The following is a 17,482-nucleotide window of genomic DNA, read 5'->3' as shown; positions in this document are numbered from 1 at the left end:
GGCGTTCGCCCTGAGCGACCAGTGCAGCGGTTCCCACAGTCAGGTTGTCGGACCTCCACAAACATCACCAGCCGACATTGGCCGTCGACCTCCGCCCCGATCACCCGCCGATGGGGAAATCTGTACCTAAGGTCCGTGTATTCCCGGGCCGCCCGGCTCCCAGGAGGTCAGATGCTCCGGCGCATTGCCATCGTCAACCGTGGCGAGTCCGCCATGCGGCTCATCCACGCGGTCCGCGATCTCAACGCCGAGCACCCCGAGGCCGAGCCACTGGTCACCATCGCGCTGTACACCGACCAGGAGCGCTCGGCGATGTTCGCGCGCGAGGCCGACGAGGCATACCCACTGGGCCCGGCCTCCGAGCGGCCGTACCTGAACCATGACCTCCTGGCCCGGGTGCTGCTCGAGGCCCGCGCGGACGCCGTGTGGGTGGGCTGGGGGTTCGTCGCCGAGGACGCGGCCTTCGCCGACCTGGTCGAGAACCTCGGCATCACGTTCGTCGGCCCCTCGGGCGAGGCCATGCGCCGCCTTGGCGACAAGATCGGCTCCAAGCTGCTCGCCGAGGAGGTCGGAGTGCCCGTCGCGCCGTGGTCCCGCGGCGGAGTCGACACGCTCGACGAGGCCCTGGCGGCGGCGGACCGCATCGGCTACCCCCTGATGCTGAAGGCAACGGCCGGCGGCGGCGGTCGCGGGATCCGCCGCGTCGACACCGCGGCGGACCTCGAGGACGCTTACCAGCGCACGCGCGACGAGGCAGAGCGCGCCTTCGGGTCCGGCATCGTCTTCCTGGAGAAGCTCGTCACCGGCGCGCGCCACGTCGAGGTTCAGCTCATCTCCGACGGCGAGACCGCCTGGGCGCTCGGCGTGCGCGACTGCACGGTCCAGCGCCGCAACCAGAAGATCATCGAGGAGTCCGCCTCCCCGCTCCTGACGGCCGAGCAGACGGCCCAGGTGAAGGAGTCGGCCGAGCGACTGGCCCTGTCGGTGGGCTACCGCGGGGCCGCGACCGTCGAGTTCCTCTACCATCCGGCGGACCGCCTCTTTGCGTTCCTCGAGGTCAACACTCGCCTGCAGGTCGAGCACCCCATCACCGAGGTCACCAATGAGTTCGACCTTGTCAAGGCGCAGTTGCACGTCGCGGGCGGGGGGCTGCTGACCGACCGTCCGACCGAGTTCGGCCACGCGGTCGAGGCCCGCCTGAACGCGGAGGACCCCGACCGCGACTTCGCGCCGGCGCCCGGCCTCATCACCCGCCTCGACCTGCCGGCCGGCCCCGGCATCCGCGTCGACACGGGCGTCGCCGAGGGCGACACCATCCCCGCCGACTTCGACTCCATGATCGCCAAGATCATCGCGTTCGGCCGCACCCGTTCCGAGGCGCTGGGCCGCCTGCGCCGCGCCATGCGCGAGACCACCGTCGTCATCGAGGGTGGGGCCACGAACAAGAGCTTCGTGCTCGAACTGCTGGCCCGCCCCGAGGTCGTCGGCCCGGCGTCGGCCCCCGCCGACACGTCGCGCCGCGGCGCCCCCGTGGAGTGGGCCGACACCGGCTGGATCGACCGGGTCCGCGCCGAGGGAGGCCTCGTCGCCGACGAGCACGCCGGCATCGCGCTGGTTGTCGCCGCCATCGAGTCCTACGAGGAGGCCACCCGCGCCGAGGCCGAGCGCCTGCTGTCCACCGCCCGCGGAGGGCGGCCCCAGACGCAGCACGCCTCCGGCATCACGGGTGACCTGAAGCTCCGCGGCCAGGTACACACCGTCACCACGTTCGGCACCGCCCCCGGCCGGTACCGCGTCGTCGTCGACGGCACGTGCGTGGAGGCCACGGTCACCCGGTTGGACGACGTGCACGGCCGCGTCGTGGTGAACGGCGAGAAGCACCGCATCGTCCACGCGGCGCACGGCCCCGTGCACCTGATCGAGGTCGACGGGGTCACGCACCGCGTCTCCCGGGACGAGGGCGGCGTGCTGCGCTCGCCCGCCCCGGCCCTGGTCGTCGCGACCCCCGTGGCCGTCGGTGCGATCGTGGAGGCAGGCTCCCCCGTCGTCGTGCTCGAGTCCATGAAGATGGAGACCGCGATCCCCGCCCCCTTCACCGCCCGGGTGAAGGAGCTCCAGGTCATGACCGGCTCGCAGGTCGAGACCATGGCCCCGCTCGCACGCCTCGAGCCCATCGAGTCGGGCGACGAACAGCCGGAGCAGGCCTCGGCGGCCACCGTCGACCTGCCGGAGGCCCCGCCTGCGGCGGCATCGGACGCGCGGCTGGCGGCGCTGCGCTCCAGCCTGTCCGCCGCGCTGCTCGGTTTCGACGTCGATCCCGCCGACAGACCGCTCGCGGCCTACCTCGCCGCCCGGGCCGAGGCGCCCGAGGAGGCCCGCGGGGTCATCGTCGACGGTGAGATCGCGCTGGTCGACCTGTTCGCCGACCTCGCGGAGCTGACCCGGAACCGTCCCTTCGGCGAGCAGGACCCCACCGAGCTGCGGATCCACTCGGACCGCGAGTACTTCCACAGCTACCTGACAACGCTCGACGCCGACCGCGCCGGGCTGCCGGAGAGCTTCGTCGCCCGCCTGGGACGCGTGCTGCGTCACTACCAGGTGGAGTCGCTGGACCGCACCCCGGAGCTGGAGGAGGCCGTGTTCCGGATCTTCCTCGCGCAGAAGCGCGTCGCCGACGGCGTCCCCGTCGTGCTGGGCGTCCTGGAGCGGTGGCTCGGCGAGGCGTCGCCCGAGAACGGCCGCTCCGGCCGGGCACGGGCGGTGCTCGAGCGCCTGCTGCGGGTCACGCAGCTGCGCTTCCCCGCGATCGGCGACATGTCGCGCTCCGTCCGGTTCCGCTGGTTCGACCAGCCCCAGGTCGACGCCGAGCGCGCCGAGGTGCTGGCCGGCTTCGGCGACGAGGTGGCCGCGCTGGCCGCCGACGTCGACGCCCCCGACTACCAGGAGCGCATCCGCAGGCTCGCCGGCGTGCATGAGTGGACGGCGACCTACCTCGCGCGGGCCCTCGACAACGGCATTCCGGCCACCCTGCCGATGCTGGAGGTGCTGCTGCAGAAGTACTACGCCGAGTACGGGCTGCGCGACGTGGTCCGTTCCTCCACCGGCGGCCGCGCCGTCGTGACGGCCGCCTACACGCTGGAGGGCAGGCCGCGCCGGTTCATCACGACCGCCGGCACCGTCGGCGAGCTGGATGCGGGAGGACCACTCGAGTCGCTGGTGTCTGACGCGCTCGATGGTCGTGATGACGACACGGACGGGGTCGTCGAGCTGTACGTGACCGGCGCCGACGAGTCTGACGCCGATGCGTTGGCTGCCGACCTGACCGACACGCTGTCGTCGTGGGCGTGGGGGCCGAATATCGCCCGCGTCGCGATCGGCGTGTGCAACGGCGATGTCGACTACTACACGTTCCGGTTCGAGGACGGCGCGCTCGTCGAGGACCCGCGCGTGCGCGGCACGCACCCGATGGCCGGCCGCCGCCTCGACCTGTGGCGGCTGTCGGAGTTCGAGACGACGCGCCTGCCGTCTCCCGAGGACGTGTGGCTGTTCGAGTGCGTCGCACGCTCCAACCCGCAGGACCGACGCCTGGTCGCCATGGCCCAGGTGCGCCAGCTCGCCGCCGTCCGAGACGCCGACGGCACGCTGCTGGGCCTGCCGCACGCCGAACGGGCGGTCGCGCACTGCCTGGAGGCCATCCGCCGCACCCGGACCTCTCGCGGCAAGGCCGGCAGCCAGCTGGACATGAACCATGTCTGGATCGACGTGTGGCCGGAGGTCGATCTGTCGCTCGACGACGTCGTTCCGTTGCAGAACAAGATCACGCCCCTGTCCGACGGGGCGGGCATCGAGGAGGTGCTGTGTCAGGGCCGCTTCGTGCAGCCCGACGGCACCCTGACGCCGCTCGCCGTGCGCTTCCACTCGCAGCCCGGCGCCGGTGTCACCGCCTCGGTCACCCCGCCGCCCGCCGAGCCGTTGAAGCCGCTCGACGACTACGCGGGCAAGGTGCTGCGCGCCCGACGCCGCGGGCTGGTGTACCCGTACGAGCTGGTTGGCACGCTGACCGGCGCCGGCGGCTCGTTGCAGGAACTCGACCTCGACGGCGGTGGCACCCTCGTGCCCGTCGACCGCGCCCCCGGCCTCAACACCGCCGGCATCATCGTCGCCGACGTCACTACGCCGACGGCGCTGCACCCGCAGGGCGTGCGCCGCATCGTGCTGTCCGGCGATCCGACGAAGGGGCTCGGCGCCGTCGCGGAGCCGGAATGCTCCCGTATCATGGCCGCTCTCGATCTCGCCGAGGCCGAGCGGATTCCCGTCGAATGGTTCACGCTCAGCTCGGGCGCCAGGATCTCGATGGACTCGGGCACGGAGAACATGGACTGGGTCGGGGCCGCGCTGCGCCGGATCGTCGAGTTCACGCAGGCGGGCGGCGAGATCAACGTCGTCGTCGCGGGCATCAACGTCGGCGCGCAGCCGTACTGGAATGCCGAGGCGACCATGCTGATGCACACCCGCGGCATCCTCGTGATGACCCCGGACTCGGCCATGGTGCTGACGGGTAAGCAGTCGCTGGACTTCTCCGGCGGGGTGAGCGCGGAGGACAACTTCGGCATCGGCGGGTACGACCGCGTGATGGGCCCCAACGGCCAGGCCCAGTACTGGGCGCCGAACCTGGGCGCCGCGATGGGCATCCTGCTCGGCCACTACGACCACACCTACGTCGCGCCGGGCGAGGATGCTCCTCGCGTCGCTGCGACGGCGGATCCGTCCGACCGCGACGTGAGCGACTTCCCGCACCACGCCCCCGGATCCGACTTCTCGACGGTGGGTCAGATCTTCTCGGCCGAGCACAACCCGGACCGCAAAAAGGCCTTCGACATCCGCACGGTCATCGCGTCGGTGTGCGACCAGGACCACCCGCAGGTCGAGCGCTGGGCCGGGATGGCCGACGCGGAGACCGCCGTTGTGATGGACGGGAGGATCGGCGGGCACTCGGTCAGCGTGCTCGGCATCGAGTCGACACCCGTGACCCGCACGGGCTTCCCGCCCACCGACGGGCCGGACACATTCACGGCCGGCACACTGTTTCCACGGTCATCGAAGAAGGCAGCGCGCGCGATCAACGCCGCGTCGGGCAACCGGCCGCTTGTGGTGCTGGCGAACCTGTCGGGCTTCGACGGGTCCCCGGAGTCGATGCGGAACCTGCAGTTGGAGTACGGCGCCGAGATCGGCCGCGCGATCGTCAACTTCCAGGGACGCATCGTCTTCGTGGTGATCTCGCGCTACCACGGCGGCGCCTTCGTCGTGTTCTCCAAGCGACTGAACGAGAACATGACCGTCCTGGCGATCGAGGGCTCCTATGCCTCCGTGATCGGCGGCGCCCCGGCCGCGGCCGTGGTGTTCGCGCGCGACGTCGACAAGCGCGTCTCTTCCGACCCCCGGGTCGCCGAGCTCGACGCCAGACTCCGCTCAGCCTCGCCGGAGGGCCGTGGCGAGCTGCAGCTGGAGCTCGCCGACGTGCGGGCGGCCGTGCGGGCCGAGAAGATCTCGGAGGTGGCCGCCGGGTTCGACGGCGTGCACAGCATCCACCGCGCGGTGGAGGTCGGCTCCGTCGACCGCGTCATCTCCCCGTCGGAGCTGCGCCCCGCGATCATCTCGACCATCGAGCAGCCCCTGGTCTGATCCGTGGCCGGGCATCGGCTGGGACGCCGACGGGGTCACTCGTCGCAGGCGCAACGCCCGTTGACGGGCAGCTGCAGGAAGCACGTCTGGCACACGCCCGGGGACTCGACCTGGATCTCAAGCGCGGCCTTCGTCTTCGGCTTGGCGGCGACCTTGGCGGCCTTCTCCCTCTCCTTGACGGCGAACGCCGACAGGGGAAGACCCTCGGTGGCCATCTTCTCGGTCTCGGCGCAGCCGGGCGCGAAGGCGATGCGGTCGGGGTAGATCTTGAGCACCGTGCGGCCGGCGGCGTTCTTGCAGTTGATGAACCTGCCGCTGTTCGGCTGGGCGAGGGTCTTCACCTGGAGCCTCACGAGCTCCCGCTGGATGGTGACGCGGTCCTCGTCGTTCAGGTTCCTGCGCCATTCCTGGATCCCACCGGTCAGTCCCGCCACGCTCATGTGCTCCTTCAGCTGTCAGATTCGCGGAGCCAATTGAACCACCCGGGCATGGGAATCGCAGGGTCGGGCCTTTCTCACGCGACGACGGGCGGAGGATCTCAGCGGGTCAGCAGGAAGGCGCGCAGGTAACTCAGCGTCAGGCCGTCGTCCAGCTTGTCGGTCACGGCGGCGATCTGGTCGACGGCCGACGCGGCCCCGTCGCCCCCCGCGAGCGCGGAGTACAGGAGCACCCAGTCGGTGTACTGGCGACCGTAGGCCTCCCCCTGCAGCGCCTCGGTGACGGCGGCCGGCACCTTGTCCGGGGCCGCGGCGAGATAGCCGTGACTCGGACTGGCAGGCAGCACCTGGATCGCGAGGATGGCGGCGGGGTCGGGGGAGAACCAGGTGAGGTAGTCGCGCTTGCCGCCCCACCCGATCCCGACGACGGTGTGGTCGAACCCCGCGCGCGTCTCGGGCTGGAGCCAGTACGCCAGGGCACCGGCCGACTCGAGCGCGTGCATCCAGACCGCCTGCTGCTCGAGCCCCTCGTCGCCGCGGGCCCTCGCCCACAGCGCGAGCCCGGCCCAGGCGTTGACCCCCTCGGAGCTGGACTCCTGGTTGTTCCCGTCGGCGAAGGGCGCCGTCCCGGAGGCCCAGGAGTGCGACGCGTAGACGTCGAAGGGCCTGAACTGGGGGAAGTCGCCCGTGTCCGTCGGGGAGGCTATGTCGGCAGCCACCAGGTCCAGGACCGGGGAGAGCTTGGCCGTCAGATCCGGGTTGTCCGCGCACAGCACCCCGGCGGCGTACAGGAAGTAGCCGTAGTGGAAGTGGTGGTCGTTGAACTCGTCGGACCCGAAGGACGGCTCCAGACCGACCATGCCCCTGTTGTCCTCGTCGTAGACGAAGCACTGCGTCGCGCGCCGGTCCGCACCCGCGGGCTCGGTCCAGGTGGTGAGCGCATCGGTCAGGCGGCCGGTGATCGTGGCGGCCGCGTCGTCGGCCCCGACCGCCGTGGCAATCTGCAGCAGCATCGCCTCCCGGTAGAGGGCCTTGCCGCCGAAGTAGGTGTCGGTGGGATAGGTCGGGGCCGCGGCGACGTCGGCCGCCACCTGCTCGGCCAGCGCCTTCCTGTCGTCGGAGCCCAGCCCCGACAGGTCGAGGGAAGGCTCGATCGGCCAGCGCTTCGACGTCCATCGAAGCGTCTCGACGGAGAACAATCCGGCCTCGCCGAGGACGGTGTCGTAGGCGCCGAACTGCTCGCCGGCGTCGACCAGGGAGTGGTGCGGCAGGGCGGTCAGCAGCGTGGGGCCGCCGTCGAAGCGCAGCGTGGTGGTCACGTCGTCGTCGGCGAGCTCCCACGTCACGCCGGTCGCGGTGACGGGGGCCACCTTCTCGGCGAGGTCCGCGACCGATCCGCCGGGGGGTGCCGCGAACCAGGTGACGGTGCTGCCCGAGGCGATCGTGGCGGACGTGCCGTTCACCGAGTCGGCTCCGACGAGCCCGTAGAGCGTGCCCTCGACCGTCACCTGCCACGCATCGCCGGCCCGTTCGTAGACGACGGGCGCGGCCACGGTGAGGTCGCGGCGGGCGGTCAGGCTGACGGTCGGCGAGCCCTGGACGAGCCTCAACTCGGCCAGCGCGTCCTCGCCATCGCGAAGCTCGACGGCGACGGAGGCCACGTCGTAGCCGATGACCATCGCGGAGACGCTCGCCGAGTCGATCACGCAGGTCAGCCCGCCGGCGCGGGCGCCAATGATGGACGTGCCGTTGGCGCTGACCTGGGGCAGCCAGATCTCGAAACCGGTCTCGGCGACCGCGAATCCGATGGGCATCGGGAACACCGCCTGCGGGTCGTCGCCGAAGACCAGGCCGGAGAACCAGCGGTTGGTCGGCGGGGTGAGGCCGTCGGCCAGGCGCTTGGCGTTCAGGTCCTTGATGGTGCGCTTCGGGACCGCGGCGAGCAGGGCCGTCACGGCGTCACCGCTCACGCTGCTGGGCACGGACGCGGACTTGGGCGTCGGCGGGCCGGAGCCGCAGGCGGCCAGGCCCGCCGCCGCGCCGGAGCCGAGGATGCCGAGCGCCGCGCGTCGGCCGATCGGGGTGTCGAATGCGCCCATGTCACAGGCCCACCTTCCGCACGAAGGAGCGCAGCGCGTCGGTGGGGCCGGCGAAGACCCCCTCGTCGCGGAGCTGAATGACGGCGCTGACGGGGGCCCCATCGGTCGCGACGAGGTGGAGGTCGCGGTCGTTGAGCTCTTCGCTGGTGACGCGCACCGTGACGACGGCCTTGCCCTCGACGGTCTCGACGACCGCCGAGTCGACCTCACCCATCACGGTGGAGTCGTCCGGCAGCGACAGCTCCACGGTCGCGCCCCGATCGATCAGGCCGTACTGGCCTGGGGTGAGCGTGTACTGCGCCTCGACGACGCGGCCGCTCTCGCCCGTGATGACGGCCAGCGGCTGGGTCGCGCCGAGGTAGCTCCCAGGCTCCGCGTCGATCTGCGTGACGGTCCCGTCTGTGGTCGCGAGGTAGGTCAGGGTCCCGGTCTCCTCGTCGACGCGAAGGGCGTCGGAGTCGGCGATCTTCACGTCGTTTGCCAGGTCCTGCTGCAGCGAGACGCTGCTGACCTCGAACAGCTTCTCGCCCTTCGTCACGTCGCTGCCGACGTCGACGTAGCTGCGGATGACCGTGCCGTCGTAGTTCGACGCGACGGTCACGCTGGGCGCGACGATCGTCGCCGACGTCGACGCGATGGTGTGCTGGCGCTGGTTGAAGATGACCACCAGCGCCGCGATGACCACGAGGGTCACGAGCAGGGTGGCTGCGAGTCTGAGTCGGTTTGTCCAGGTCATTTCACGGGCTCCTTCACGAGAGGCACGGAGACGTAGGTGTTCAGGGCGCGGCTGGGGGCCACCTCGTCGAGCTCTACGGCGCGAGCGGCCAGCTCGGCGCGGACCCGGGTGTACGGGGTGCTGCGGGGCTCGGGGGCACCGAGGAACTCGCTGAGGGCGACGGACTTGGCGTCCATCGACTCGGACTCGGCCGTACCGCGGTGGAGGCGGCGGGACTCGTCGAACGCGACAAGGATGAACGCCCCGAGGATCACGGTGTTTATGCCGCACCACACGGTCGCGATGGTGAGCTGGGAGTTGAGGAGGTCGCGCCAGATGCCGACGCAGGTGGTCGCCAGCAGGAACACGAACGTGGTCACCTGCACGAAGATGAAGTTGAACGGCGACGCGGCGCCCTTCTTCGCGCCCGTGACGCTCCAGGCCTGGTCGCGGCCGATCACCACGTTGAAGAACGCCAACATGTAGATCGGGAAGGACGCGGCCGAGAGCATCAGCACCTCCCAGCGGAAGGAGCCGAGCGTGAAGAACGCCAGGACCACCTGCAATAGGTAGAAGCCCGCGTAGGCCATGAACCACTGCCAGATGCCGATGTCCATCGACACCGGCCGGAGGTCGAAGAAGATCTCCAGCGCCGGCACGAACAACATCAGGCCGGGGACGATGCCGGTGAGGTAGTGCGTGGCCGTGACGAAGTACATGAGCCGCTGGTCGAGCGAGAGCCGCCGCCTGGTGATCAGCGGATTGCTGGTGAGCAGGATCTCGAAGCCGCCGGTGGCCCAGCGGAGCTGCTGCTTCGAGTAGCCCTCGATCGTGTCGGGGGCGTCGCCGATCGCCAGCGTGACGGGCAGGAAGATCGACCTCCAGCCGCGCCCGTGCAGCGTGAGGGAGGTCCACACATCCTCGGACTTCGAGTCGGTGTAGATGCCGCCGATGTCGTCGACGGCCGCGCGGCGGAACACCACGTTGGTACCCACGCAGAAGGCGGCGTTGAAAGAGTTCCGGCCGGGCTGCACAAAGCGGTAGAACATCGTCTGCATGTAGCCGGCGCCGCGGGAGATGAAGTTGTGCAGGTTGCCGTACGTCTGCGGGGTCTGGACGAACGCGACCGTCGAGTCCTCGAAGAACGGCAGAGTCTCCTCCAGGAGGCCGGGCAGGGGTACGAAGTCGGCGTCGAGGATGACGAAGAACTCACCCTTGGCGATGGTGAGCGCGTTGTTGACATTGCCCGCCTTCGCTCCGCTGGAGCTCATGCGTCGCACGTAGCGGCAGCCGAGTTCGGACGCCAGCGCCTGCACCTCGTCGGAGCGACCGTCGTCGAGGATCCACGTCTTGTGTCGGCCGCGGACGGCCACGGCGGCCTCCGCGGTGCGGCGGATCACGTCGAGCGGCTCGCCGTAGACGGTGATCAGCACGTCGACGTCGATGATCCGGCCCGCCAGCCGAAGAGGCCAGGCGGTGGGGTCGTCGGGATTGGCGAGGACACGCGGGTCGCTGGGGTCGTAGAGGGCACTGCGGGTGGCGTAGTAGGTCCAGTCGCGGCGTTCCCGCCCCGCCAGAATCGTCCACATGCCCGCCAACGCGTGCATAACCAGGATGGTCTCGGAGACGATGACCAGCAGCCAGGGCAGCACGTCGCCGCGGTGTCCGGGGCTGAAGAGGAACCAGCCGTAGAACAGGATGCCGATCGTCGCGATCGTCGTCAGCAGGATCATGACGGGCGAGTAGGTCTCGCGGGTCGCGGCCCGTCTCGTCGCGTCGTCGAACGCGTCGACCGACGCGTAGTCGTGTACCAGGGAGGCCATCGGCCACCTCCGATCATCGGGCGGTGGACCTCGGCCACGTCGTTCGGCGGGCCAAAGCACCGCTGATTGACACCCCCATGGTGCACGCGCAGGGCGCGCATGGCGAGGGGGCGTTTCACGGCGGTGGACACCCCCTTGACTTCTCCTCCTTCAGGGGTGACTCTGCCCCGACCCGGAGTAGTACGGTCGACGGACCGGAGGTGCATCGTGGTTTCCGTCGGCCGGCCGACGAGAGCCACGATCCACCTCCGGGTGACGGCTCGCCGCGCCTCGGATCCACCACGACGTCGAAACAAGGAGCCCCATGCGCGAAGTGGATGCGATGGTCATCGGCGCCGGTCAGGCCGGCCTGTCGGCTGCCTGGCACCTGCGGCGGCTCGCCATCGACTTCGTCGTCCTCGACGCCAACGCGCACCCGGGCGGCGCGTGGCAGCACCGCTGGGACTCGCTGACGATGCACGATGTGCACGGAGTCGCGGATCTGCCCGGCATGCCGGTGCCCGACTTCGACCCGTCCGCGCGGGCGAACGAGACGCTACCGAGCTACTTCGCCGACTACGAACGACGCTTCGACCTGCCGCTGGAACGCCCGGTGGCCGTCCGCGATGTGGTCTCGGAACCCGGTTCGCTGAGCCAACCCGGTTCGCTGAGCCAACCCGGTTCGCTGAGCCAACCCGGTTCGCTGAGCTTGTCGAAGCGCCCCGAGCGCAGCGAGGGGTCCTCCCCAACCGCCACTACCGCCCCGACGTCGCGACTTCGCGTGATCACCGACCACGGTGACTGGCTGACCCGGTCGATCATCAACGCCACCGGCACGTGGGACACGCCCTTCCTGCCGTACTACCCCGGGGTCCACAGCTTCCGCGGCGGCCAGTTCCACACCGCGAGCTACCCGGGCCCGGCGCGGTTCGCGGGCAGGCGGGTCCTGGTCGTCGGCGGCGGCGCCTCGGCGGTCCAGTTCATCGGCGAACTGGCCGACGTCGCCACCGACATCGTCTGGACCACCCGCCGGGGGCCGGCGTGGCGCACCGACGACTTCAACCCCGACGCGGGGCGGGAGGCCGTCGCGCTCGTCGAGGACCGGGTGGCGCGCGGGCTGGCACCGCGGTCGGTGGTCAGCGTGACCGGCCTCGTGCTGAGGCCGCAGGAGCGACGGGCGGACGAGCTCGGCTACTACGCGCGGCGACGGGGCATGTTCCGGCAGGTCGAGCCCGGCGGGGTCCGCTGGGCCGGCGGCTCTTTCGAGAAGGTCGACGACATCATCTGGGCCACGGGATTCAGGCCCAGCATCAACCACCTGGCACCGCTGCGGCTGCGGGGACCCGAGGGCGGCATCCAGCTGATCGCGCCTCGCGACCCTCACACGTTCACCACGGCGGCACGCGACGGGCGGGTCCACTTCGTCGGCTACGGTCCCTCCGCCTCGACGATCGGTGCTACGCGGGCCGGCCGCGTCGCTGCCCTCGCCGTCCGCGACCAGCTCGCTGCCACCCCACGCCCCTGACCCCCAACCGCAGACGCCAACGAAATGCACAGACGCCAACGAGAAACACGCCAATATCGTTGGCGTCCGTGTAGATCGTTGGCGTCGCGGGAATATCGTTGGCGTCTGCAGGAAGCGGGCGACCGACGGGGAGGCAATGCGACGAGTCGACCCGCGACTAGCCGAAGTCGAGGAAGTCCAGGCCCGAGATGAAATCGCCGACGCCGTCGGCGAGGTCCCCGATCCCATCGATGGCGTCACCGATGTCGAAACCGTCGAACGCATCGCCGATGTCCAGCAGGTCGAGACCGGCACCTGCCGCGTCGAACCAGGACAGCTGGCTCATCGCGTCGAGAGCCATCAGCGCGGCGTCGCCCGCACCGATCTCGTTTCCGTGGGCCTCCAGCACCTCGCCGAAGACCTTCGCCCAGTGCGCGGAGACGCCGAACACGATCGCGTAGGGGAGATAGCGACTGAAGATGCCGGCGGCCTCCTCGAAGCTGAATTGCTTCGCCTCCGCGGTTGCGAGGTACTGCTTGAAGCCGAGCGCCTGGATCCGCACTGCGGTGCCGAGCGCCGTGCGGGGCTCGCGGCGCCGGAACTTCACCCTCGCGAAGATCGCAGATCCGATCAGGAGCACCGCCGCAGCGAGCTTGAACCAGCTGAACCCGGTCAGCAGCATGGCGATGCACCACAGCACCACCAGCACGATGCCGAGGATCGGCAGGCAACCACCGCGACGCGGCCGTGGGTCCTTCACGTACCAGCCCCGCCGCACCGTCTGGGCGTAGAGGTGGTCGCGAAGCTGTCGGACCTCCTCGCGATGGTGCTTCGCCCACGACGACACACTGGCCGGCCCCCGGGTGGCCGTGCGACCCTTGCCCAACAGCGAACGCAGCAGTTGCTTCTCGAACGGCTCCAACGGGTCGCCGGGGGGAGGGCTGTCGGCGTAGCTGACCTCCCAGTCGCGGGCCTTCTTCCGCGGATCGTCGACGCGGCGGGAGTCCGCGTCGACGGCGCGGATCACCACATGTCCGCGGCGGGCCAGGTCGACGATCGTGGCCGTGATGTCGCGCATCTCCGCCACCCCGTCGACGATCGTGCCAACCAACCCGGGGGTCAGGCCGCGGGGAGGGCTGAACGCGACTGCGACCGTTCCGGCGTACTCCGGCCCCGGCTGGACCCGCTCCTCTCGCACGGCCTGGCCGCCCACCGGGGTGAGCCCCGGCGTGACACCGACGTAGATGCGGTCGTGGAAGAACCTCCGGCTGAAAGCGCCGAGCATCAAGAGCAGTGCACTGACGAGGACCGCGATGACGATGAATCCGAGATCCATGGAGTTCATCCGCCCATTGTGGCCTCAGCGGCTCACGCCCGCACCCCCAACAGGTTCGCGCCGTGCTCGATGGCCTCCCTGGTCATCCTGTTCGAGAGGGCGACGCACCAGGACGAGTTCGGCCGGCTCGCCCGCAGCAGGCCCTGCCCGGAGCGGCATCTCAGCGCCGAGAAGTTCACGACGACGCGGCTGGCGGCCTGCGCCTGGAGCGAAGCGGAACCTCCGGAGGCCGACGGCTCCGGCACTATCCCCCAGCGCACGCAGCGGGCCCTGGCCCGGGGGCACGCTCGCCGACCCGGATCGACGGTGAAGACGCCCGACGGGAGGCCACGGTTCGCCGCCGACCCCGGGCCGACGCTGCCGGACTCCGTCCGCGCCAGCGAGAAGGCGCATGGCACTGCCCGTCGTCGCACCCAGAGGGTCACCTGGGCGAAGCTGCCGGGCGCCGAGCCGTCGACGGCGAGTACCGCACGGGTGGAGGGCCGCACGCGTCCCGCCGGGAAATGACACCCCACCGAGACTCATCCCGGGGCAACTCCCCCAGCCGGCGGCCTCTGTCGTGTTCCGCCTCGTGACCCAGTAGATTCGGCCTCCGCTGATCACCTGCAGCCAGTCCCCGGAGCTAACTCCGGTGTGGGCCACCAGGCCGCCTGCCTCGACGAGCCCGGCCTGGCCCCGGCCGTCGCTCGACTCCCGCAGCAGCACGGGCGACGTCGCCACGACGAGCCCGGTCCCCACCGGCACGCTGCGCAGCAGCCGCCCGGCAACCAGGACACTGGCAACCAGCGGACTGACCAGCAGGACGAGGCTCAGCAGCACCGTCCCCACGAGCTCCTTGCGCATCCCTGTCTCCGCCCCGAAACAGGCAGCCTCAATCTACCCTCGGCAGACGCCAACGAAATGACCCGACGCCAACGATATTCGCGCGAATATCGTTGGCGTCGGTTAATACCGTTGGCGTCGCGGAAATAACGTTGGCGCCTAGCCGCCAGCCGGGCGCCGGGTGATCGGCCGCCGGGGACAGTTCGACGGCGTCAGCGTTCGGCCAGCGGCAGGTAGTCGCGACGCGCCGGCCCCGTGTAGATCTGGCGCGGGCGGCCGATCTTGCGCTTCGGGTTGTCGTGCTCCTCGCGCCACTGGGCGATCCAGCCAGGCAGGCGGCCGAGCGCGAACAGGGCGGTGAAGTGCTGCGCCGGGAAGCCCATCGCCTCGTAGATCAGGCCGGTGTAGAAGTCGACGTTCGGGTACAGCTTGCGGCTGATGAAGTAATCGTCGTGCAGCGCCGTGTCCTCCAGCTCAAGAGCCATCTCGAGGAGGTGGTTGTTCTTGCCAGACTGGCGAAGCAGCGTGTCGGCGTGCCCCTTGATGATCTTGGCGCGCGGGTCGTAGTTCTTGTAGACGCGGTGCCCGAAGCCCATCAGCTTGACGCCGGACTCCTTGTCCTTGACCTTGGCAACGAACTCCTTGATGTCCATGCCGTAGGAGCTGATCTTGCGCAGCATCTCGAGCACTGCCTGGTTCGCGCCACCGTGCAGCGGGCCGGACAGCGCGTTGACGCCGGAGCTGACCGAAGCGTAGATGTTCGCGTCGGCGGACCCGACGAGGCGGACGGTCGAGGTGGATGCGTTCTGCTCGTGGTCGGCGTGGAGGATGAACAGCGTCTCGAACGCGCGGACAACCTCGGGCTTGATCTCGTAGTCCTCGGTCGGGTATCCGAAGGACAGGCGCAGATAGTTCTCGACATAGCCGAGCCCAGTCTGCGGGTAGAGGAACGGCTCGCCGACGCTCGACTTGTACGCGTAGGCGGCCAGCGTCGGCATCGAGCCCAGCAGGCGGAAGCTTGCCTCCTCGACATGTTCCGGATTGTGCGGATCGAGGTAGTCGCGGTTGAACGCCCCGAGCGCCATCACGCCGGCGGCGAGGACACCCATCGGGTGCGCGCCGCGCGGGAAGCACCGGAACAGCTCGCGCATCCGCTCGTCCAGCAGCATGCGACGGGTCAGCTTCGACGTGAAGCTCTCCAACTCCTCGGCCGTCGGCAGCTCGCCGTAGATGAGGAGGTACGCGACCTCGATGAAGGTCGACTTCTCTGCCAGCTGCTCGATCGGGTATCCGCGGTAGCGGAGAATGCCCTCGTCGCCGTCGATGAAGGTGATCTCGGAGGTGCACGAGGCGGTGTTCACGAAACCGGGGTCCAGCGTGGTCACGCCGGTCGTGGACAGGAGCTTGCCGATGTCCAGTCCGTCGTTTCCGTCCGTGGCCTTGACGACCGGCAGGTCGAGTTCGTGGTCCCCGTACTTCAGGACTCCGGAGTCGGTCATGCTGCGCCTTTCTATAAGGCCGGGCGGCTGTCGTTGGCACCCGACCATGGTTCTTGTCGGCTGATTGGCGACCCCTACCATACAGCCCTGCATCCGGACGCGCGGGGGTTTCCTAACCCGTCCGGGAATCCCCTGGCCGCCTCGTCACTCGGGAGCTACCATGCCCGCCGCCGTCGTTGACGCCGTCGCGCGGGGTGACCCGTTACGGTTGGCGCGTGACCGACATCCACGCTCCCGAGGCGGGCCCCGGAGCTCTCAAGACCACCCCCGCTCCCCGACGCAAGGTCTTCGCCTGGTCGCTGTGGGACTGGGGGACCCAGCCGTTCAACACCGTCATCACGACGTTCGTGTTCGCGGTCTACCTCACCAGTTCCGCTTTCGGCGAGACCGACGAGGTGTCGATGAAGCTGGCGTGGGCCACCGGCATCTCGGGACTGCTCATCGCCGTGCTCGCCCCAGTCCTCGGACAGGGCTCCGACCGCAGCGGCCGCCGCATGTTCAACCTGCGCTGGCAGACGTGGCTGCTCGCCGCCATCTGCGCCGCCATGTGGTTCGTCGCCCCGGCCCCCGAGTACTTCCTGCTCGGCGCGGTGCTGCTGGGCGCCGGCAATGTCGTCTCCGAGATCGCCGCCGTCAACTACTACGCCTCGATCGACCAGGTCAGCACCCGTTACAACGTGGGCCGCGTCAGCGGGCTGGGGTGGGGCATGGGCTACCTGGGCGGCATCACGATCCTGCTCGTCATCATCGCAGTGCTGGGCTCCGATTTCCCCGCCGACGACGTCCGCGCCGCGATGCTGATCTGCGGCGCCTGGACGCTGGTGTTCACCATCCCGATCTTCGTCGCGCTGAAGGACCGCCCGCGGTCCGAGGCGCCCGCGCCGTCGCTCGGCATCGTCGGCTCCTACCGCGAGCTCTTCGCCTCGATCCGCCGCCTGTGGAGCTCCGCCCCCAACACGGTGTTCTTCCTGCTCGCCTCCGCGCTCTTCCGCGACGGACTCGCGGGCGTGTTCGCCTTCGGCGGCGTCCTCGCGCAGGGCACGTTCGGCTTCGAGTTCAGCGAGGTCGTGATCTTCGGCGTGGCCGCCAATGTCGTCGCCGGCATCGCCACCATGCTGTTCGGCCTGGTCGACGACAAGCTCGGCCCCAAGCCCGTCATCCTCGTGTCGCTGACATGCCTGGTGATGTTCGGGTTGGGCATCTTCTGGTGGCACGACGGCGGCAAGCCGGTGTTCTGGATCCTCGGCCTGCTGATGTGCCTGTTCGTCGGCCCAGCGCAGTCGGCCAGCCGCAGCTTCCTCACCCGCCTGATCCCCGAGGGCATGAGCGGCGAGATCTTCGGCCTCTACGCCACGACCGGGCGGGCTGTGAGCTTCCTCGCCCCTGCCCTGTTCGGCGTGGCCATCGCTGTCGGCGCCTCGGTGACCACCTCCAGCGAGGCGACGTCGCAGCACTGGGGCATTCTGGGCGTGGTCGTGGTCCTGTTCGCGGGCCTGATCGTCGCACTGTTCGTCAAGGAGCCTCCGAAGCACGACCGGACGGTCGGCTGAGCTGGATGACGCCACCCTCACGCGCCGACGGAACCG

At 69.9% G+C, this 17,482-nt stretch carries 10 protein-coding genes; 4 read left to right on the top strand and 6 right to left on the bottom strand.

Going from position 1 to position 17,482, the window contains the following annotated elements; genetic code table 11:
* The first annotated feature begins 171 nt into the window (after positions 1-171).
* Positions 172-5,682: an ATP-binding protein gene (locus QH948_RS01145; protein ID WP_281145153.1), complete on the top strand. Its 5,511-nt coding sequence runs from the start codon at positions 172-174 to the stop codon at positions 5,680-5,682.
* 35 nt (positions 5,683-5,717) lie between these two features.
* Here the strand turns inward: QH948_RS01145 and QH948_RS01140 are convergent, their stop codons facing one another.
* The 4 genes from QH948_RS01140 to QH948_RS01125 form a co-directional block, all read right to left on the bottom strand.
* Positions 5,718-6,122: a hypothetical protein gene (locus QH948_RS01140; RefSeq protein WP_281145152.1), complete on the bottom strand. Its 405-nt coding sequence runs from the start codon at positions 6,120-6,122 to the stop codon at positions 5,718-5,720.
* A gap of 98 nt (positions 6,123-6,220) precedes the next feature.
* Positions 6,221-8,218, bottom strand: a complete 1,998-nt coding sequence (locus QH948_RS01135; RefSeq protein ID WP_281145151.1) for a glycosyl hydrolase — start codon at positions 8,216-8,218, stop codon at positions 6,221-6,223.
* 1 nt (position 8,219) lies between these two features.
* Positions 8,220-8,954 carry an HlyD family efflux transporter periplasmic adaptor subunit gene (locus QH948_RS01130; RefSeq protein WP_281145150.1) on the bottom strand — a complete coding sequence of 245 codons (735 nt, stop codon included), beginning with the start codon at positions 8,952-8,954 and terminating at the stop codon, positions 8,220-8,222.
* Positions 8,951-10,756, bottom strand: coding sequence for a glycosyltransferase family 2 protein (locus tag QH948_RS01125; RefSeq protein WP_281145149.1), 1,806 nt, complete (start codon positions 10,754-10,756; stop codon positions 8,951-8,953). The genes QH948_RS01130 and QH948_RS01125 overlap by 4 nt, the downstream gene beginning before the upstream one ends.
* A 304-nt stretch (positions 10,757-11,060) precedes the next feature.
* Here QH948_RS01125 and QH948_RS01120 point away from each other — a divergent pair, with 304 nt between their 5' ends.
* Positions 11,061-12,260: an NAD(P)-binding domain-containing protein gene (locus tag QH948_RS01120; RefSeq protein WP_281145148.1), complete on the top strand. Its 1,200-nt coding sequence runs from the start codon at positions 11,061-11,063 to the stop codon at positions 12,258-12,260.
* A gap of 157 nt (positions 12,261-12,417) precedes the next feature.
* Here QH948_RS01120 and QH948_RS01115 read toward each other — a convergent pair whose 3' ends face one another.
* On the bottom strand, positions 12,418-13,584 hold the full coding sequence (locus QH948_RS01115; protein ID WP_281145147.1) for a DUF2207 domain-containing protein: 1,167 nt from the start codon (positions 13,582-13,584) through the stop codon (positions 12,418-12,420).
* A 60-nt stretch (positions 13,585-13,644) separates the two neighbouring features.
* Between QH948_RS01115 and QH948_RS01110 the strand changes: the two genes are divergently transcribed.
* Positions 13,645-14,082: a hypothetical protein gene (locus QH948_RS01110; RefSeq protein ID WP_281145146.1), complete on the top strand. Its 438-nt coding sequence runs from the start codon at positions 13,645-13,647 to the stop codon at positions 14,080-14,082.
* A gap of 527 nt (positions 14,083-14,609) precedes the next feature.
* Here the strand turns inward: QH948_RS01110 and QH948_RS01105 are convergent.
* Complete coding sequence (locus QH948_RS01105; RefSeq protein ID WP_281145145.1) at positions 14,610-15,896, bottom strand: citrate synthase; 1,287 nt, start codon at positions 15,894-15,896, stop codon at positions 14,610-14,612.
* 215 nt (positions 15,897-16,111) lie between these two features.
* On the opposite strand from QH948_RS01105, the gene QH948_RS01100 reads away from it, so the two are divergent.
* Positions 16,112-17,446, top strand: a complete 1,335-nt coding sequence (locus QH948_RS01100) for an MFS transporter (RefSeq protein ID WP_348634936.1) — start codon at positions 16,112-16,114, stop codon at positions 17,444-17,446.
* Positions 17,447-17,482: the final 36 nt, after the last annotated feature.

This window comes from Tessaracoccus lacteus (assembly GCF_029917005.1).
Lineage (GTDB): Bacteria > Actinomycetota > Actinomycetes > Propionibacteriales > Propionibacteriaceae > Arachnia > Arachnia lactea.
Note: the sequence above shows the minus strand (reverse complement) of the source record. Positions and strands in the feature narration are given on the sequence as shown.

Coding starts and splice junctions, on each gene's coding strand:
- QH948_RS01120 (WP_281145148.1), top strand. CDS start 11,061: ATGCGCGAAGTGGATGCGATGGTCATCGGCGCCGGTCAGGCCGGCCTG.
- QH948_RS01125 (WP_281145149.1), bottom strand. CDS start 10,756: ATGGCCTCCCTGGTACACGACTACGCGTCGGTCGACGCGTTCGACGAC.
- QH948_RS01135 (WP_281145151.1), bottom strand. CDS start 8,218: ATGGGCGCATTCGACACCCCGATCGGCCGACGCGCGGCGCTCGGCATC.
- QH948_RS01140 (WP_281145152.1), bottom strand. CDS start 6,122: ATGAGCGTGGCGGGACTGACCGGTGGGATCCAGGAATGGCGCAGGAAC.
- QH948_RS01130 (WP_281145150.1), bottom strand. CDS start 8,954: ATGACCTGGACAAACCGACTCAGACTCGCAGCCACCCTGCTCGTGACC.
- QH948_RS01110 (WP_281145146.1), top strand. CDS start 13,645: ATGGCCTCCCTGGTCATCCTGTTCGAGAGGGCGACGCACCAGGACGAG.
- QH948_RS01115 (WP_281145147.1), bottom strand. CDS start 13,584: ATGAACTCCATGGATCTCGGATTCATCGTCATCGCGGTCCTCGTCAGT.
- QH948_RS01105 (WP_281145145.1), bottom strand. CDS start 15,896: ATGACCGACTCCGGAGTCCTGAAGTACGGGGACCACGAACTCGACCTG.
- QH948_RS01145 (WP_281145153.1), top strand. CDS start 172: ATGCTCCGGCGCATTGCCATCGTCAACCGTGGCGAGTCCGCCATGCGG.